Consider the following 14,714-nt stretch of genomic DNA (forward strand, 5'->3'; position numbering starts at 1 on the left):
CGCGCGGCGGTGCCAGCCGCGCGTCACCGCCAGTCGGCGAGGTGGCGGACGAGCCAGGCCCCGCTGGCGGCGCCGAACGAGGCCGCGCCGGGCGGCGGGGCGCCCGGGTACCACCCGTGCCCCATCGCGGGGAGCACCTCGACGCACGACGTCGCGAACGCCGACGCGGCCCGCTCCATCGCCGCCGGCGGCGCGACGGGGTCGAGCGCGCCCGCCAGCAGGTGGACCGGGCGGTCGGCGCCGACGGTCGGCGCGAAGTCGACGGCGTTGAGCCCGTCGACGGCCCGGCCGCCGGCGCCGAGCGCCGCCAGCAGGCGCGCGAACCGGACGGCACCGACGGCCGCCTCCCCGCCCGCGCGCCGTGCCGCGGCCTCGGCGACGGGCCCGAGCCGGAGCGCCGTCGACACGAGCGCCGACGGGAGGCCCGAGAACCGGGTGAACGTGTCGACGAGCCCGCGCGAGAGCGCGGGGAGGTCGGGGTGGCCGATGGCCCCGAAGAGCCGGTCGCCGAGCCCGTCGCGCGCGAAGGCCAGGCTGGACAGCGCGGCCCCGAAGCTGACCCCGAACAGCGCCCGCCGCTCGGCGCCGACGCCATGCTCTGCCTCGGCCCACGCCAGCACGGCCCCGAGGTCGGCGGCGACCCCGTCGAACAGGCGCCGCGCCATCGCGGAGTCGAGCGCGACGCCGCGGCGCGCGAGGTCGGCGAGGTCGGCTTGCGGGGGGCCGGCCGTCGGGCGGCGCTCGCCGCCGAGGGGCGTGTCGATGAGGACCGCCGCGATGCCGGCGCGCGCGAGCGCGGTCGCCGCGGGCAGGCTCCGGTCGAGTCCGCGCGTGATGCCGTTGAGCAGCGTCACGGCCGCGGCCCCGCTCCGCCCGTCGGCCGGCGGGATGACGACGGCGCCGAACGTCGAGAGCGCCGCGTCGAGAGCGGGGTCGCCGGCGTAGGCGTGGTCGCGGCGCATCCGGTAGCGGACGGCCGCCAGCCCGCCGACACGGACGGGGCGGGCGTCGAGGACGTGGAGGGCAGCGGACACGGCGATCGTCGGGGGGGCGGCGTCCACGCCTACGCCGGGTGTGGGGTTCGGCCGACCGGCCGGCGACGCTCGCGCGCCACGCGGGGCGGGTCGGCCGGAGGCCGTCAGGGTGGGCTCGCGTCCGGGGCGATTCCCCCTAAAGCGAGGTCCAGGGAGGCATCGGCATGAGCGATCTTACGGGATTGCCCGCAGGTTTTCATCTTCGACTGCCCATGACACCCGCCCTCTGCGTTCTCCTCGCGGCCCTGCTCCAGCTGGCCCCGGCGGACTCGAGCGCCGTGCTCGAGACGGGCCGGATGGGGTTCGCCACGGAGGACGCCCCCCTGCTCCACTACCGCTTGTGGGAGACCCCGGACGACGACCGCTACCTCGACCTGTGGACGCCCGACGGCACGACGATCCAGGTGCCGGCCGTCCTCGCCTCCCAGTTCGGGCGGATCTACGACAAGCACTACGGCGACGAGCCCTCGACCGGGTTCGGGTGGGACATCCACGAGGGGATGCTGCTGATGTACATCCAGCACACCGTCGGCATCCAGACGGCGTGGGTGTACCTCGCCGTGGGGGTGCTGCTGGCGCTGGCCGTCGGAGCGGGGCTGTGGGGCTGGCGGCGGCGGCGGCGGCGGCGCGTCCAGCGCGACATGCACGTGCACCAGATCGAGAGCCGGGAGGAGGAGCGGGGGCGCGTCTCGCGCGAGCTCCACGACGGGCCGCTCCAGGACCTCACGATGCTCGCGCTGACGCTCGACGGGGTCGACGGCGCTGAGGCGGCGGCGGCCCGCGAGGGCATCCGCGCGGTCGCCCGCGAGCTCCGCACGCTCGCCGAGGGGCTCCGCCCGCCCCTCCTCGATCAGTTCGGGCTGGCCTCGGCCTTGCAGGACCTCACCGACCGGGCCGAGGCCGCGCCGACCCCCCTCGACGTCGAGGTCCGCACCGACGACGTCTCGCTCGCGCCGGACGCCGAGCTGGCGCTGTACCGCGTCGCCCAGGAGGCGCTTACGAACGCCGTCCGGCACGGCGCGGCGCGGCGCGCCACGGTCGCCCTCGAGTCGAGCGGCGACGGCGTGTCGCTGACGGTCCACGACGACGGCCGGGGCTTTGGGCGGCGGCCCTCGGTCGACGCGCTCGTCCGGAGCGGGCACTTCGGGCTGGCGGGCATGCGCGAGCGCGTGCGCCTGGTCGACGGGACGCTCGAGCTGTCCGACGCGCCCGACGGGGGGGCGACGGTGGTGGCCCGGATCCCCGCCGCCCACCGGCCGGCCGGCCGTGAACGGGCTCCGGCCCCGGTGGCACAGTGAGCCGCGAGATCACGCTCGTCATCGCCGACGACCACCCCGCGCTGCGGGCCGGGCTGGCCCGGTTGCTCGACGCCCAGCCCGGGCTCTCCGTGGTCGGCCAGGCGGGCGGCGGGCACGAGGCGCTCCGGCTGGCGCAGGACCTGGCCCCGGATGTGCTGCTCCTCGACATCGACCTGCCCGACCTCTCGGGCGTCGACGTGGCCCGGACGCTGCGCGCCGACGGCCACCCGGTCCGGGTGCTGGCGTTCACAGCGCACGCCGGGCGCCAGTTTGTCGAGGGGCTCGTCGAGGCCGGGGTGGCGGGCTATCTCACCAAGGACCGCTCGCTGCCGCAGATCGTCGAGGCCATCGAGGGCGTGGCCCGGGGCGAGGGGCGGTGGTTCGTGGCGCCCGGCGTCGTTCCCGAGGCGCTCGATGCGCTGACGCCGCGCGAGCGGGAGGTGCTGGTCGCGCTCGCCAAAGGCCTCTCGAACGCCGAGATCGCCGAGGCGCTCCACCTGTCCGAGAGCACCGTCCGCAACCACCTCACGCGCGTCTACGCGACGCTCGGCGTGGAGTCGGCGCGGGAGGCCGTCGCGTGGGCGTGGCGCCACGGCGTCGCCGGGCCGGACGTCTAGAGCAGGAGGTTCCTCCTGTCAAAACGGGAGCCGTGACCTAGGCGGCCCCGTCGGGCTGCACCGATGTTGCTAGTCGTCCCGTGTGGTGGCACCGACACCTCCTGTGCGGGACGACGAGCGGGGCGTCGGGACGTGTGGGTCCCGCCCGCTTGACGGCGCCGTCGGTCCCGGAGGTGGGGCCGGCGGCGCCGCTGTGTCGGGGCCCTACGCGAGTCGGGCGGGGCCCTACGCGAGCGGCGTGTCGACGGTGTAGGCCTCGAGCTGGCGGCCATACGCGGCCAGGAAGCTCGCGGCCATGGCCCCGTCGATGATCCGGTGGTCGTAGCTCAGCGACACGTACATCATGTGCCGGATCCCGATCACGTCGCCAGCCTCGGTCTCGATCACGACGGGCCGCTTGACGATGGCGCCCGGCGAGACGATGGCCGTCTGCGGCTGGTTGATGATGGGCGTGCCCATCAGGCTGCCCAGGCTGCCGACGTTCGTGACGGTGAACGTGCCGCCCTGGAGCTCGTCGGGCTGGAGCTTCTTGGTGCGGGCCCGGTTCGCGAGGTCGGCGACGGTGTGCGCCAGCCCGGTCAGGTTCTGCTGGCCCGCGTTGCGGACGACCGGCACGAGCAGCCCCTTCGTCGCGAGGGCGACGGCGATGCCGACGTGGTAGTCCTTCTTGATCAGCACGCGCGTGCCGTCGACCGACGAGTTGAGGAGCGGGTGTTCGCGCAGGGGGTCGATGGCCGCCTCGATGAAGTACGGCGTGTAGGTGAGCTTGACGCCCTCGCGCTTGAGGAACTCGGCCTTGTGCGCCTCGCGGTGCCGGACGAGCCCGGTCACGTCGACCTCGGCGAAGCTGGTGACGTGGGCGCTGGTGTCCTTCGACCGGCGCATGTGCTCGGCGATGAGCTGGCGCATCCGGTCCATCTCGACGACCTCGACGCGGCTGTCGCCGGCGGCGGGCGCGGGCGCTGGGGTGGCCTTGGGCGCCGCCTTCGGAGCCGGGGTTGCGGGCGCCGTGGGCGCGGCCGGAGCGGCAGCCGCCGGAGCCGGGGCGGCGGGCGCGGCGCCTCGGGTGTCGAGGTAGGCCATCACGTCGGCCTTCGAGATCCGGCCGTCGGAGCCGCTCCCCTCGATCTGCTGGAGCTCGCTGAGCGACACGCCCTCGGCCTCGGCGATCGAGCGGACGAGCGGCGAGTAAAAGTTGCCCGCGTCGTCGCGGCGCGGGATCGGGCCGGCGTCGCCGGCGGTCGCCGCGGCGGCGGCCTCGGCCCCCTTCGCCTCCTGCACGGCGGGCGCGGCGGCGGCCGTCGGGCTCTCGGCGGAGTAGCTCTTCTCGTACGGCTCCGGCGCTGCGTCGGCGGTGCCGTCGCCGCTCGGGGCCGGGGTCGCGGCGTCGGACACGGCGCCGGCCGCGCCGATGACGGCGATCGGGGTGCCCACGTCGACCGTCTCACCCTCCTCGACCAGGATCTCCAGCAGCGTCCCCGCTTCGGGGCTGGGGACCTCGGAGTCGACCTTGTCGGTCGAGATCTCGAGGAGCGTCTCGTCCTGCTCGACGGCGTCGCCGACGGCCTTCTTCCACTCGAGGACCGTCCCCTCCATCACGCTCTCGCCCATCTTGGGCATCACGACGTTGGTGCGGGCGCCGCCCGTAGCGGGAGCGCTCGCGGCCGGGGCGTCGGCGGTCTCGGCCGGGCGGATGTTGGGCGCGGCGGGCTTGGCCTCGGGCTCGGTCTCGGGGTCCTCGCCGACGGGCTGGACCTCGTTGAGCGGCTCGGCGGCCACCTCCACAGGGTCCGCGGCCGGGGCGGCATCGGCGCTCGGCGCGTCGCCCGCGGCGTCCGGGTCCGTCTCGATGACGGCGATCGCCACGCCGACGTCGACGGTGTCGTTTTCCTCGACCAAGATCTCGACGAGGACGCCCGCCTCGGGGCTGGGGACCTCGGAGTCGACCTTGTCGGTCGAGATCTCGAGGAGCGTCTCGTCCTGCTCGACGGCGTCGCCGACGGCCTTCTTCCACTCGAGGACCGTCCCCTCCATCACGCTCTCGCCCATCTTGGGCATCACGACTTCAACACGGGCCATCGGAACAGAGGGGGTTGTGGAGGGGGAGGGCGAAGGTACGCGCCCCGCCGCGCCGGGCTCCGCATCCCGGGGCCGGACGGCGGTGAGATCAGGGAGAAATGCTAAGCGCGCACCAGCCCACGTCGGCGTCCCTTGCCCCCTACGCCGCCAGCGAGCTCACCGCCTCTGCCTCGGTGACGGGTTCGACCGGGCCTGCCGGACGCCGAACGACGGCGGCGGCGCCGACCGTCCCGATCGCGATCACGGCTTGGAACGGGACCGCCGCCCACGCCCCGGCGACGGCCAGCACCGCGAGCGCGGCGACCGAGTACGCCGCGAGCACCAGTTCGGGGAGCGCCCGCTCGCGACCCGGAGCCGCGCCCTTGGGGGTCCGCGCGAACGGCGTGTGCCGCCCGGCGACGGCCTGGGCGACCGCCTGTGCGGCCGGCACGACGAGCCCGACGGGCGCCACGAGGGCCGCGGGAATCCGCACCAGCTTGCGGCGCCACGTCCGGGGATACAACGCCCGCATCGCCGCGACGTGCGCGCCGACGACGCCGCCGAGCGCGACGTACCCGACCGCGAGCGCGCCGGGCAGCCCGGGCCCGACGCCCGCCGCGTCGGCGCCGACGACGACGGGGTGCAGCACGATGAGCGCCAGTAGCGACGGCAGGCTCAGCGACAGCGCGAGGTGGCCGCTAAACGCCAGCTTCGAGCCGAGCGGCAGCGGCGAGCGCCACAGCGTGCGGATGTGGAGCCGGGCGACCTCGGCGAGCCCCTTGGCCCACCGCGCCTGCTGGCGCCGCCACGCCGCGACGGTCTCGGGGAGGTCGGCGGCGACGGACGCGCCCTCGTGGAGGCGCCCGCGCCAGCCGCGCGCCTGCGCCCGGAGCGCGAGGTCGGCGTCCTCCGCCAGCGTCGCGCCGCTCCAGCCGCCCGCGTCGTCGATGGCCGCGCGGCGCCACGCGCCGCCGGAGCCGTTGAAGGGGAGCGCCCACCCGGCGCGGTCCCGCGCGGTCTGCTCGACGGCGAAGTGGAGGTCGAGCACGGCCGCTTGCGCCCGCGCCAGAACCGTCCGGTCGGCGCCGGCGTGCGCCCAGCGCGACTGCACGAACGCCAGCTCTGGGTCGGCGAGGAGCGGGCCGACGAGCGCGCGCAGGAGGTCGGGCGCGGGGCGGAAGTCGACGTCGAAGACGGCCACGAACGGGGCGTCGGAGAGCCCGAGGCCGAACGCGAGTGCGCCGGCTTTGTAGCCCTCGCGCGAGCCGCGCACGACGTGCCGCGCGCCGGGACGGACCGCGCACAGCGCGGCGTTCGCGCGGCGGGCCTCAGGCGGTGAGTCGTCAAGAAGTTGGACGGTGACCGGGCCGGGCCAGTCGAGCGCGAGCGCGGCGTCGAGCGCCCGCGCCACGAGCGCGGGCGGCTCGTCGTAGACGGGGAGCTGGACGAGGACGGCGGGCGCCGGGCGGTCCGGCTCCCGAGTCGGCAGCGCGCGAGCCGGGAGCGCGGCGCGGACGGCCGCCAGCCCGAGCGCGTGGAGCCCGAGCCCGGCCAGCACGGCGACGATGGCCGCGTACAGCGCCCCGAGAACCAGGAGCGCGGCGGTCACCAATCCGACGTCGCGGCGGTGAAGGCGTCGCGCGCGATCTGTTCGAGCGCCGTCGCGCTGGCGTCGGCCTCGCCCTGGATCCCCGCCGACGGCACAAAGTCCTCGGTCGCCGTGAACGTCCGGTCGAGGAGGGGCTCGCCCCCGACGCGGTCCTCGACGACGACGCGCACGGCCAGGCTGACGCGGTTGAGCGAGGCCACGTTCTGGTCGGTCACGGCAACGGGTGCGAGCGCATACCGCTCGATGGTGGCGCGGACGACGGCGTCGGCCTCGGCCTCGTCGGGCTCCAGCGCGAGCCGGGAGCGGTCGGCAAAGCGGTCGACGAGCGCGTCGGTGAGCAGGCGGTCGAGCCCGGGCGGGCCGCCCGTCGAGCGGTCCTCAGCGATGGGCACGGCGACCGTCTGCAACCGGTCCGGGATGGTGGCGCCGGAAAACGAGTACACGCCGCACGCGGCGAGCAGCGACGCGAGCGGGAGGACGAGCGCGCACGCGAGCACGCGCCCCCGCCGGAGGCCCGCATCTTGACGCCCGCGTCCCGGATCCCGCATGCTAGTCCTCGCGCAGCTTGCGGTAGAGCGTCCGCTCGGAGATGCCGAGGGCGTCGGCCGACATCCGGCGGTTGTTGTCGAAGCGCCGCAGGGCCTCCTTGATGAGGGCGACCTCGGCGTCCTCCATGGTCGGGAGCGGGAGCCCGGCCGCGAGCGCCTCCTCGAACGAGTCGGGGAGGCCGGCGCGCGCGCCGTCGCCGTCGAACGACGCGTCGAACGTCGTCGCGTAGCCCTCGTCCTCGACCTCGAAGAGCGTGTCGGCCGCGTCGGTCGGGGCCGGGACGGGCGGCTCGTAGGCCACCTCCTGCTCGGGCTCGGCCTCCCACCCCGGCGCCGGCGCGTCGAACGCGGGCCCGGGGACGTGGACCAGGGCGCCCGCGCTCGGCGGCACGCCGCCCGCCAACTCGGCGCGCAGGGCCCGGATCTCAGCACGGATCTCCAAGAGCGCCCGGTACACCACGCCGCGGTCGGAGTCGGCGCGCGCCGCCGGGGCGGCGATGGTCAGCCCCGCGCCCGCCGAGACGCCCCGGAGCAGCGGCCGCAGCGCCTCGGCCGTCAGCGGGCTCTGGCGCACCATGACCGTCGCCTGCTCCGACACGTTGCGGAGCTCGCGGACATTCCCGGGCCAGTTGTAGCGGCGGAGCAGGTCGGCGCCGTCGGGCGCCAGCTTGAGGAACGGCGCCTCGTACTGCTGGGCGTAGCGGTGGAGGAAGGCCTCGAACAACGGGACGATGTCCTCGCGGCGCTCGCGGAGCGGCGGGATCCGCAGGACGACCGTGCTCAGCCGGTAGTAGAGGTCCTCGCGGAACTGGCCCTCCCCGACCTCCTTGCCGAGGTCCTTGTTGGTCGCCGCGATCACGCGGACGTCGGCCCGGAGCTGGGCCGTGCCGCCGACGCGCGTGAACTGGCCGGTCTCGAGCACGCGCAGCAGGCGCACCTGAGCCGCCAGCGGCATCTCGCCGATCTCGTCGAGGAAGAGGGTCCCGCCGTCGGCCTCCTCGAAAAAGCCCGTCCGGCGGTCGGTCGCGCCGGTGTACGCCCCCTTCTCGGCGCCGAACAGCTCGCTCTCGATCAGCCCTTCGGGGATCGCCCCGCAGTTGACGACCACGAGCCGCTTGTGGCGCCGCTTCGACAGGCCGTGGATGGCCGAGGCGATCAACTCTTTGCCGACGCCGGACTCGCCCTCCAGCAAGACCGTGATATCGGGCGGAGCCACCTGGCGCACCCGCTCCAGGATGCGCCGAAGCGCCGGGCTGTCGCCCAGGATGCCGAACCGTTCCTGAAGGGCCTGCCGATCCATACGTAACCAGTGCGAGCGGACGCCCAAACTACCAGCGGTGCACGGCCCGGACGCCGGGCCGAGCCCCACCCTTACCTCGGGAGGAGCACGCGCCGCGACGCGGTGAACCGCCCGGCGAACCGCGCGAGCCCGTCGCCCCGCAAGCGGTCGGCGTGATCCCTGAAGTAGTCCGCGAGGGCGGCGCGACTGGCGACCCGGTACTGCACGCACCACCGGACGCGACCGTCGGGGCTCGTCTCCTCGACCCGCCACCACTCGGCGGACTCGAACCCGGGCAGCGCCAGGATCTCGTCGATGTGCGGCGCCAGCCACGCGGCGTAGGCGGGGGCTACGTCGGCGTCGACGGCGAGGTTGACTTCGTAGATCACCATGCGGCAACGTACGTTCTCCCCTGCCGCACCCCGCCCGCCGCCATGCCCACCACGCTCACGCCCGTCTCGCTCCGGTTCACGGCCGAGGAGTACTTCGCCTGGGAGGAGACGCAGGAAGAGAAGCACGACTTTATCGACGGAGAGGTCTTCACCATGTCTGGAGCCAGCCGCATCCACAACGACATCGTAGGGAATCTGTACATCGCGCTCCGGCTCGCCTTCCGAGGGACCGAGTGCTCAGTGTTCGCCGGCGACATGCGGGTCGAGGTCGAGCCCGGCGGGCGCTACGTCTACCCCGACCTCGCGGCGGCGTGCGGGGCGCTCTCGTTCCTGACGCCGAGCGAGACGACGTTCCTGAACCCGGCGCTCATCGTCGAGGTGCTCTCGCCGTCGACGGAGGCGTACGACCGGGGCGAGAAGCTGGCGACGTACCGCGCGATGCCGTCGGTCCGCGAGATCGTGCTCGTCCGCCAGGACCGGCGGGGCGCCGAGGCCTTCTGCCGTGGCGACGACGGGAAATGGTCGATCGAGGACCTGACCGACGGAACGCTGGCGCTCGCGTGCGTCGGCGTGGAGATCTCGGTGGACGACGTCTACGAAGGGACGGGACTGTAATGCCCCGCGTGCTGTTGGAAATCGCCGCCTTCGACCCCGCCTCGGCGCTCGCGGCGACGGATGCGGGCGCCGACCGGATCGAGCTGTGCCGCGGCGCCGAGGTCGGCGGGCTGACGCCGCCGCTCGACTGGGTCCGCGAGGTGACGGCGGCGACCGAGGTGCCCGTCGTGGCGATGGTCCGTGCGCATGCCGACGGGTGGACGTTCACGCCCGCCGAGCACGCGGCGATGCGCGACGACGCTCGCGCGCTTGTCGAGGCCGGGGCGGTCGGCGTCGTCTGGGGCGCCCTCCGCGCGGACGGGACGGTCGACGCCGACGCGCTGGCGGCGCTCGTCGCGGCCGTGGCGCCGCACCCGGTGGCCGTCCACCGCGCCTTCGGCGCCGCGCGCGACGCCCGAGAGGCGCTGGCGGCGGTCCGGGCGGCCGGCGCGGCCCGCGTCCTGACGAGTGGCGGCGCGGCGACGGCACACGAGGGCCTCGACGTGTTGGCCGCGCTCGCGCGAGCGGCCGGCGACACGGTGTCGGTAATGCCCGGCGGGGGCGTCCGCGCGGGCAACGTGGCCGAGATCGTCCGGCGCACGGGCGCGCGCGAGGTCCACAGCGCCGCGTCCGCGCCCGGCACTCCGACCGTCGACGCCGACGAGGTGCGGCGCCTGCGCGGGCGCCTGGACGCGCTCGTCGGCTGAGCGCCGGAACCCCGCATCGACCGGACGGCTTCTCGCCCGCCGCACCGTTCCGATGCCCGAGTCCACCAAGGCCGACCGCGCGCTTGCCAAGCAGGTCGACGCGCTCGGCATTTCGACGATCCAGCGCCACATTCTGATCTGCGCCGACGCCTCGAAGCCGAAGTGCTGCGACCGCGAGGCGAGCCTGGCCTCGTGGACGTTTCTCAAGGGGCGCCTCAAGGAGCTCGGGCTGAGCGAGGCCGGCGGCGTCTACCGGACGAAGGCGAACTGCCTGCGCGTCTGCTTGCGGGGCCCGATCGCGGTCGTCTACCCCGAGGGCGCGTGGTACCACTCGTGCACGCCGGAGGCGCTGGAGCGGATCATCCAGGAGCACCTCGTCGGCGGGCGCGTGGTCGAGGACCTGCTCATCGCCCAGCATCCGCTTCCGGCGCCGGCCGGCGAGAGCGCCTAGCGGTCGTCGGGCAGGGTCGCCGTCTGCGTCGCGGATTGCGTCATCCGCCCCTCGATGACGAGCCCGCCCTGCTCGAAGCGGACCGGGCCCTCCCACTCCGTCCGCACATCGAGGCGCCAGTCGAGCCGGCGGACGATCCGGGCCGTCATGTCCATGCGCATGGTCTCGCCCGGGTCGCCGACCGTGACGCCGACGGTCTGGGTGAGGAACGCGGCGGGGCCGCCTTCGAACGTGCCGACGCTGTCGAGCCGGACGGTGAGTCGGTGCGGGCCGGGCGCGGCGCCGAGGTAGACCGCCCGAAGCGCGCTGTCGGGCACGACGACCGTCTCGCCCACTGTCATTCGGGTCGGGTACTCGGCGTCGTCGAGTGAGATCGCCTCGTCGAGCGCGGCCAGCTGGTCCGGCGTCGGCTGCCAGCCATCGGCCCGCTTGCGCCAGCCGTCCGCGGTCCGCTCGATGACGACCGCGCGGTGGAGCAGCGGGTCGGGGTCGCCGGGAGGCGCCGGGGCCCCGTCGACGGTCGCCTTGGCCGAGGCCGACTCCAGCCGCTGGACCGCCCGCATCAGCCGCCCCGCCTCGACGCGATCGATGGTCGTCGTGGCGACCTCTAGGGCCCGGCGGCCGAACGCGACCTCGCCGCCAGGGCCCCGGACCACGGCCTCAAGGCCGGTCACGGACGCGCTCCGGACGACGGCCCCTTCGGCCAACGCCCATCCGCCGACCTCGACCGTCTGGGCGCTGGCGGCGGCCACGAGCGCGAGGGCCGCGAGCGCGGCGGCGGCGCGTAGGCCGGTCATGCCGCGACCGGCTGGCACACGGCGTCGGCGAGCGTCGTCGCGCGGACGACCGAGCCGAGCAGCGTCGCGCTCGTGCAGTCGTCGACGCGGACGACGGCGTAGTCGCCCTCGGCGAGCCCGGCGGCGCGGTCGAAGACGACCATGTGGTTCGTGTCGGTCCGGCCCCGGAGCTGGGCCTCGCTCCGCTTCGAGGTCCCCTCGACCAGCACGACCTCCTCGCGCCCCACCTTGGCGCGGTGGCTCGCGAGCGCGTGCCCCTTCTGGAGCGCGATGATCTCGCTCAGCCGCGCCTTCTTGACGGCCTCCGGCACGTCGTCGGTGTACTTGCGCGCGGCGAAGGTGTCGGGCCGCTCGGAGTACGCGAACATGAACGCGTGGTCGTAGCGGACGGCGTCCATCAGCGACAGCGTGTCGGCGTGCTCGGCGTCGGTCTCGCCGCAGAAGCCCGAGATGAGGTCGGTCGAGAACGCGATGTCGGGGACGATGGACCGGGCGCGCTCGACCAAGTCGAGGTAGTGCTCGCGCGTGTACGTCCGGCGCATCCGCTTGAGCACGTCCGAGTTGCCGTGCTGGACGGGCAGGTGGATAAAGTCGCAGACCGTCGGGACCTCGCGGTGGACGTGCAGGAGCGCGTCGGAGCAGTCCTTGGGGTGGCTCGTCGAGTAGCGGATCCGCAGCTCGGGGCTGAGGAGGGAGATCCGGTAGAGCAGCTCCGCGAAGTCGACCGCGTGCCCGCCCGCCTCGACGCGGTACGAGTTGACGTTCTGGCCGAGCACCGTCACCTCCTTGTACCCGGCGTCGACGAGCTGGCCGACCTCCGACAGGATGCTGGCGACGGGCCGGCTCCGCTCGCGTCCGCGCGTGAACGGGACGACGCAGAAGGCGCACATGTTGTCGCAGCCGCGCATGATGGAGACGAACGCCGTGACGCCGTTCGTGTCGTAGCGGACCGGCGCGAGGTCGGCGTACGTCTCCTCGCGCGAGAGCTGCACGTTGACGGCCGCCTGGCCGGTCTCCCGGCTTTCCGCCAGCAGGCGCGGCAGGTCGCGGTACGCGTCGGGCCCGACGACGAGATCGACGAGTCGCTCCTGCTCCAGCAGCTTCGACCGCAGGCGCTCGGCCATGCAGCCGAGCACGCCGATCTGGACGTCGCGACCACCCGCCGCCCGCTCGCGCTCCTTGCGGCTGCGGACGTGCGTCAGCCGCCCCCGCACGCGGTCCTCGGCCTTCTCGCGGATCGCGCAGGTGTTGATCAGGACCACGTCCGCGTCCGCCTCGTCGGCCACGAGCGCGTAGCCCTCGCCGCCCAAGATCGAGGCCACCAGCTCGGAGTCGGCCACGTTCATCTGGCAGCCATACGTCTCGATAAAGACGCTCCGCCCGTTGGTGCCGGCGCTGGCGGGGACGGTGTGCGGGGCGTCGGCGCCGCGCGCGTCGGGCGCGGACGAGACCGGGGCGAGAACGTCGAGGTCGGCGATGGGCTGCATGTCCGGGGCGGATTCCGGCCGCAAGCTACCGCCGGCGTCCCCCGCCTCCGGGCTAGATCGCCGTGGAGACGGGCTTGACAACGAACTGCCTCAAACGTACGTTTCAGACACTTGCTAAACGCAGTTCTGCCGATACCCCCGGCGGCGCCCAAACCTTTCCCGCCTATACCTCCACCCCGTGTCTGCCGTCACCACCGTCGAGGCGCGCAATCAGTTCTCTGAGGTTCTGAACCGCGCCGCTTACGGCCACGAGCGCGTCGTCCTGACGCGCCGGGGCAAACCCATCGCCGCCCTCGTCTCGATCGAGGATCTCCGCATCTTGGAGCGGCTGATCGACCGAATCGAGGACGAGATCGACCGAGAGGACGTCCAACGCATCCTCGACGACCCGGACGCCGAGTACATCCCCTGGGAGGAGGTAAAGCGCGGTCTCTAGACTATGGCCCGCTATGAAGTCGTCTTGTCACGGAACGCGACCAAAGCGCTCCACAAGGCATCCCCACGTGTTATTCGCTCGCTCGAAGCGACGATCGACCAGCTCGCCGATCAGCCCCGACCTCGGGGCCTGAAAACGATCGACTCGGCAAAGAAGATCTACCGCGTCCGCGCCGGCAGTTATCGGATCCTCTACCAGATCCAAGACGCCCGCTTGGTCGTGCACATCATCCGCATCGGCGACCGCAAGGAGGTCTACCAGCGGGTCGACGATCTCATCTCACGGACGCTTCCGCCCCCAAAGGCTTAGCGGCGTGCCTCCCAAACAGTCCACCGCCCCGGCGGGCCTTACGGGGCCTACCGGGGCGGCGGGGATTCGAGCGATCGGAGGGTGCCGAAGAGATGGGGCGGCAGGCTCTAGAGAAGGGCGGGGGCGAGCCGAAAGGATCCGACGCTCGAGTCGGGGATCGAAAACTGAGAGACGGGCCGAGCTAGAAGAGCACAACGCCGGCGGCGGCAGCGGTGAGGGCACCGAGGCGGAGGGCGATGGCCGACAGGTCGGGGAGACGGGACGGGAAGAGAGAGGTCACGGAGCCAGGGGGCATGTGTACAGACCCTCCTTGCAGGACCCGTGCCAACCGCCCATTCCTGACATCTCGGCCACTTCGGGCCAGGACCCGACTGACACACACATATCCCAGACACGGGGGACTCTACCCTGATCTGCCGTCTCGTCCTGTCGCCTCAGGAAATTACTGATGACGATCCGTCGCACTCGCCCGGAGCACGTACTTGCCCACGAGATCGAACTCGAGGTTGACGCGAGCGTCCGGCCGCCAGCGCCCAGCCGTCGTCTTGTCCCAGGTGTGCGGGATGATGGCGAGCGCAAACGTGCCCGGCTCGTCGTCCAGCCGCGCGACGGTCAGCGAGATGCCGTCGACGCAGATGCTGCCGCGCGGGATGAGGAACGCGGCGTCCTCGGCGGGATAGCGCACGCGGACGAGGTGCGAGTCGGAGAGCGCCTCGACCGACTCGACGACGCCCGTCGTGTCGACGTGGCCCTGGACGAGGTGGCCGTCGAGCCGCGCCCCGAGCACCATCGCCCGCTCCAGGTTGACGCCGTCGCCGGGTTGGCGCTCGCCGAGCGCCGTCTTCGCCAGCGTCTCCTCGACGGCGACCGCCTCGAACCCGTCCGCGTCGTGGGCGACGACGGTCAGGCACACGCCGTCGACGGCGACGCTCTCGTCGACGCGGAGCGCGCCGGCAAACGAGCACGCGACGCGGAACCGCCGCCCGCCCGCCAGCGGGGTCACGGCGGCGATCTCGCCGACCTCTTCGATGATGCCGGTAAACATGGATTAGGGCAGGCGTGGGGGTGTCAGCGTGTACGCCTAGCTTCGCACCGAGC

16 protein-coding genes are annotated in these 14,714 nt (G+C 73.7%); 7 read left to right on the plus strand and 9 right to left on the minus strand.

Features of this window, described 5'->3' with window-relative positions; translation table 11 throughout:
- Positions 1-23: 23 nt before the first annotated feature.
- Positions 24-1,061 (minus strand): hypothetical protein, encoded by a 1,038-nt coding sequence (locus tag ACLIRP_RS12535; protein ID WP_412060794.1) that lies wholly within the window; start codon positions 1,059-1,061, stop codon positions 24-26.
- A 185-nt stretch (positions 1,062-1,246) separates the two neighbouring features.
- Here ACLIRP_RS12535 and ACLIRP_RS12540 point away from each other — a divergent pair, with 185 nt between their 5' ends.
- Entirely contained in the window at positions 1,247-2,332 is a 1,086-nt protein-coding gene (locus ACLIRP_RS12540; protein ID WP_412060795.1) for a sensor histidine kinase, read from the plus strand.
- On the plus strand, positions 2,329-2,949 hold the full coding sequence (locus ACLIRP_RS12545) for a response regulator (RefSeq protein ID WP_412060796.1): 621 nt from the start codon (positions 2,329-2,331) through the stop codon (positions 2,947-2,949). Before ACLIRP_RS12540 ends, ACLIRP_RS12545 begins: the two co-directional genes overlap by 4 nt.
- A gap of 225 nt (positions 2,950-3,174) precedes the next feature.
- Here the strand turns inward: ACLIRP_RS12545 and sucB are convergent, their stop codons facing one another.
- The 5 genes from sucB to ACLIRP_RS12570 all read right to left on the minus strand — a co-directional run bounded on the left by sucB (position 3,175) and on the right by ACLIRP_RS12570 (position 8,835).
- Positions 3,175-5,028: a 2-oxoglutarate dehydrogenase, E2 component, dihydrolipoamide succinyltransferase gene (gene sucB / locus ACLIRP_RS12550; RefSeq protein ID WP_412060798.1), complete on the minus strand. Its 1,854-nt coding sequence runs from the start codon at positions 5,026-5,028 to the stop codon at positions 3,175-3,177.
- Between the two features lie 139 nt (positions 5,029-5,167).
- Positions 5,168-6,616 (minus strand): glycosyltransferase family 2 protein, encoded by a 1,449-nt coding sequence (locus tag ACLIRP_RS12555; RefSeq protein WP_412060799.1) that lies wholly within the window; start codon positions 6,614-6,616, stop codon positions 5,168-5,170.
- On the minus strand, positions 6,613-7,113 hold the full coding sequence (gene lptE / locus ACLIRP_RS12560) for an LPS assembly lipoprotein LptE (RefSeq protein WP_412060800.1): 501 nt from the start codon (positions 7,111-7,113) through the stop codon (positions 6,613-6,615). The genes ACLIRP_RS12555 and lptE overlap by 4 nt, the downstream gene beginning before the upstream one ends.
- 52 nt (positions 7,114-7,165) lie before the next feature.
- The gene (locus ACLIRP_RS12565) at positions 7,166-8,464 is read right to left on the minus strand and encodes a sigma-54 interaction domain-containing protein (protein WP_412060801.1); all 1,299 of its coding nucleotides are present in this window, start codon (positions 8,462-8,464) and stop codon (positions 7,166-7,168) included.
- A gap of 71 nt (positions 8,465-8,535) precedes the next feature.
- Entirely contained in the window at positions 8,536-8,835 is a 300-nt protein-coding gene (locus ACLIRP_RS12570; protein ID WP_412060802.1) for a DUF4286 family protein, read from the minus strand.
- 42 nt (positions 8,836-8,877) lie between these two features.
- Between ACLIRP_RS12570 and ACLIRP_RS12575 the strand changes: the two genes are divergently transcribed.
- The 3 genes from ACLIRP_RS12575 to ACLIRP_RS12585 are packed head-to-tail and all read left to right on the plus strand — an operon-like array spanning position 8,878 to position 10,587.
- Entirely contained in the window at positions 8,878-9,450 is a 573-nt protein-coding gene (locus tag ACLIRP_RS12575; protein ID WP_412060803.1) for a Uma2 family endonuclease, read from the plus strand.
- On the plus strand, positions 9,450-10,136 hold the full coding sequence (locus ACLIRP_RS12580; protein ID WP_412060804.1) for a copper homeostasis protein CutC: 687 nt from the start codon (positions 9,450-9,452) through the stop codon (positions 10,134-10,136). The genes ACLIRP_RS12575 and ACLIRP_RS12580 overlap by 1 nt, the downstream gene beginning before the upstream one ends.
- A gap of 52 nt (positions 10,137-10,188) precedes the next feature.
- Positions 10,189-10,587 carry a (2Fe-2S) ferredoxin domain-containing protein gene (locus tag ACLIRP_RS12585; RefSeq protein ID WP_412060805.1) on the plus strand — a complete coding sequence of 133 codons (399 nt, stop codon included), beginning with the start codon at positions 10,189-10,191 and terminating at the stop codon, positions 10,585-10,587.
- Here the strand turns inward: ACLIRP_RS12585 and ACLIRP_RS12590 are convergent.
- Positions 10,584-11,384 carry a hypothetical protein gene (locus tag ACLIRP_RS12590; protein WP_412060806.1) on the minus strand — a complete coding sequence of 267 codons (801 nt, stop codon included), beginning with the start codon at positions 11,382-11,384 and terminating at the stop codon, positions 10,584-10,586. The genes ACLIRP_RS12585 and ACLIRP_RS12590 overlap by 4 nt on opposite strands.
- The gene (gene miaB, locus ACLIRP_RS12595) at positions 11,381-12,871 is read right to left on the minus strand and encodes a tRNA (N6-isopentenyl adenosine(37)-C2)-methylthiotransferase MiaB (protein WP_412060807.1); all 1,491 of its coding nucleotides are present in this window, start codon (positions 12,869-12,871) and stop codon (positions 11,381-11,383) included. The genes ACLIRP_RS12590 and miaB overlap by 4 nt, the downstream gene beginning before the upstream one ends.
- Positions 12,872-13,049: 178 nt before the next feature.
- On the opposite strand from miaB, the gene ACLIRP_RS12600 reads away from it, so the two are divergent.
- A complete protein-coding gene (locus tag ACLIRP_RS12600) occupies positions 13,050-13,307 on the plus strand; it encodes a type II toxin-antitoxin system Phd/YefM family antitoxin (protein ID WP_412060808.1) in 258 nt (85 codons plus the stop codon).
- Between the two features lie 3 nt (positions 13,308-13,310).
- Positions 13,311-13,616, plus strand: a complete 306-nt coding sequence (locus tag ACLIRP_RS12605; RefSeq protein ID WP_412060809.1) for a type II toxin-antitoxin system RelE family toxin — start codon at positions 13,311-13,313, stop codon at positions 13,614-13,616.
- Between the two features lie 442 nt (positions 13,617-14,058).
- Here ACLIRP_RS12605 and ACLIRP_RS12610 read toward each other — a convergent pair whose 3' ends face one another.
- Positions 14,059-14,661, minus strand: a complete 603-nt coding sequence (locus tag ACLIRP_RS12610) for a riboflavin synthase (protein WP_412060810.1) — start codon at positions 14,659-14,661, stop codon at positions 14,059-14,061.
- Positions 14,662-14,714 lie beyond the last annotated feature (53 nt).

Origin of the sequence: Rubrivirga halophila, assembly GCF_046845755.1 — a bacterium.
In the GTDB taxonomy this organism is placed as follows: Bacteria; Bacteroidota; Rhodothermia; order Rhodothermales; family Rubricoccaceae; genus Rubrivirga.

Bases quoted from the DNA above. Each gene is read 5' to 3' on its own strand.
- ACLIRP_RS12540 (WP_412060795.1), top strand. From the start codon at position 1,247: ATGACACCCGCCCTCTGCGTTCTCCTCGCGGCCCTGCTCCAGCTGGCC.
- sucB (WP_412060798.1), bottom strand. From the start codon at position 5,028: ATGGCCCGTGTTGAAGTCGTGATGCCCAAGATGGGCGAGAGCGTGATG.
- ACLIRP_RS12565 (WP_412060801.1), bottom strand. From the start codon at position 8,464: ATGGATCGGCAGGCCCTTCAGGAACGGTTCGGCATCCTGGGCGACAGC.
- ACLIRP_RS12570 (WP_412060802.1), bottom strand. From the start codon at position 8,835: ATGGTGATCTACGAAGTCAACCTCGCCGTCGACGCCGACGTAGCCCCC.
- ACLIRP_RS12575 (WP_412060803.1), top strand. From the start codon at position 8,878: ATGCCCACCACGCTCACGCCCGTCTCGCTCCGGTTCACGGCCGAGGAG.
- ACLIRP_RS12580 (WP_412060804.1), top strand. From the start codon at position 9,450: ATGCCCCGCGTGCTGTTGGAAATCGCCGCCTTCGACCCCGCCTCGGCG.
- ACLIRP_RS12585 (WP_412060805.1), top strand. From the start codon at position 10,189: ATGCCCGAGTCCACCAAGGCCGACCGCGCGCTTGCCAAGCAGGTCGAC.
- ACLIRP_RS12590 (WP_412060806.1), bottom strand. From the start codon at position 11,384: ATGACCGGCCTACGCGCCGCCGCCGCGCTCGCGGCCCTCGCGCTCGTG.
- miaB (WP_412060807.1), bottom strand. From the start codon at position 12,871: ATGCAGCCCATCGCCGACCTCGACGTTCTCGCCCCGGTCTCGTCCGCG.
- ACLIRP_RS12605 (WP_412060809.1), top strand. From the start codon at position 13,311: ATGGCCCGCTATGAAGTCGTCTTGTCACGGAACGCGACCAAAGCGCTC.
- ACLIRP_RS12610 (WP_412060810.1), bottom strand. From the start codon at position 14,661: ATGTTTACCGGCATCATCGAAGAGGTCGGCGAGATCGCCGCCGTGACC.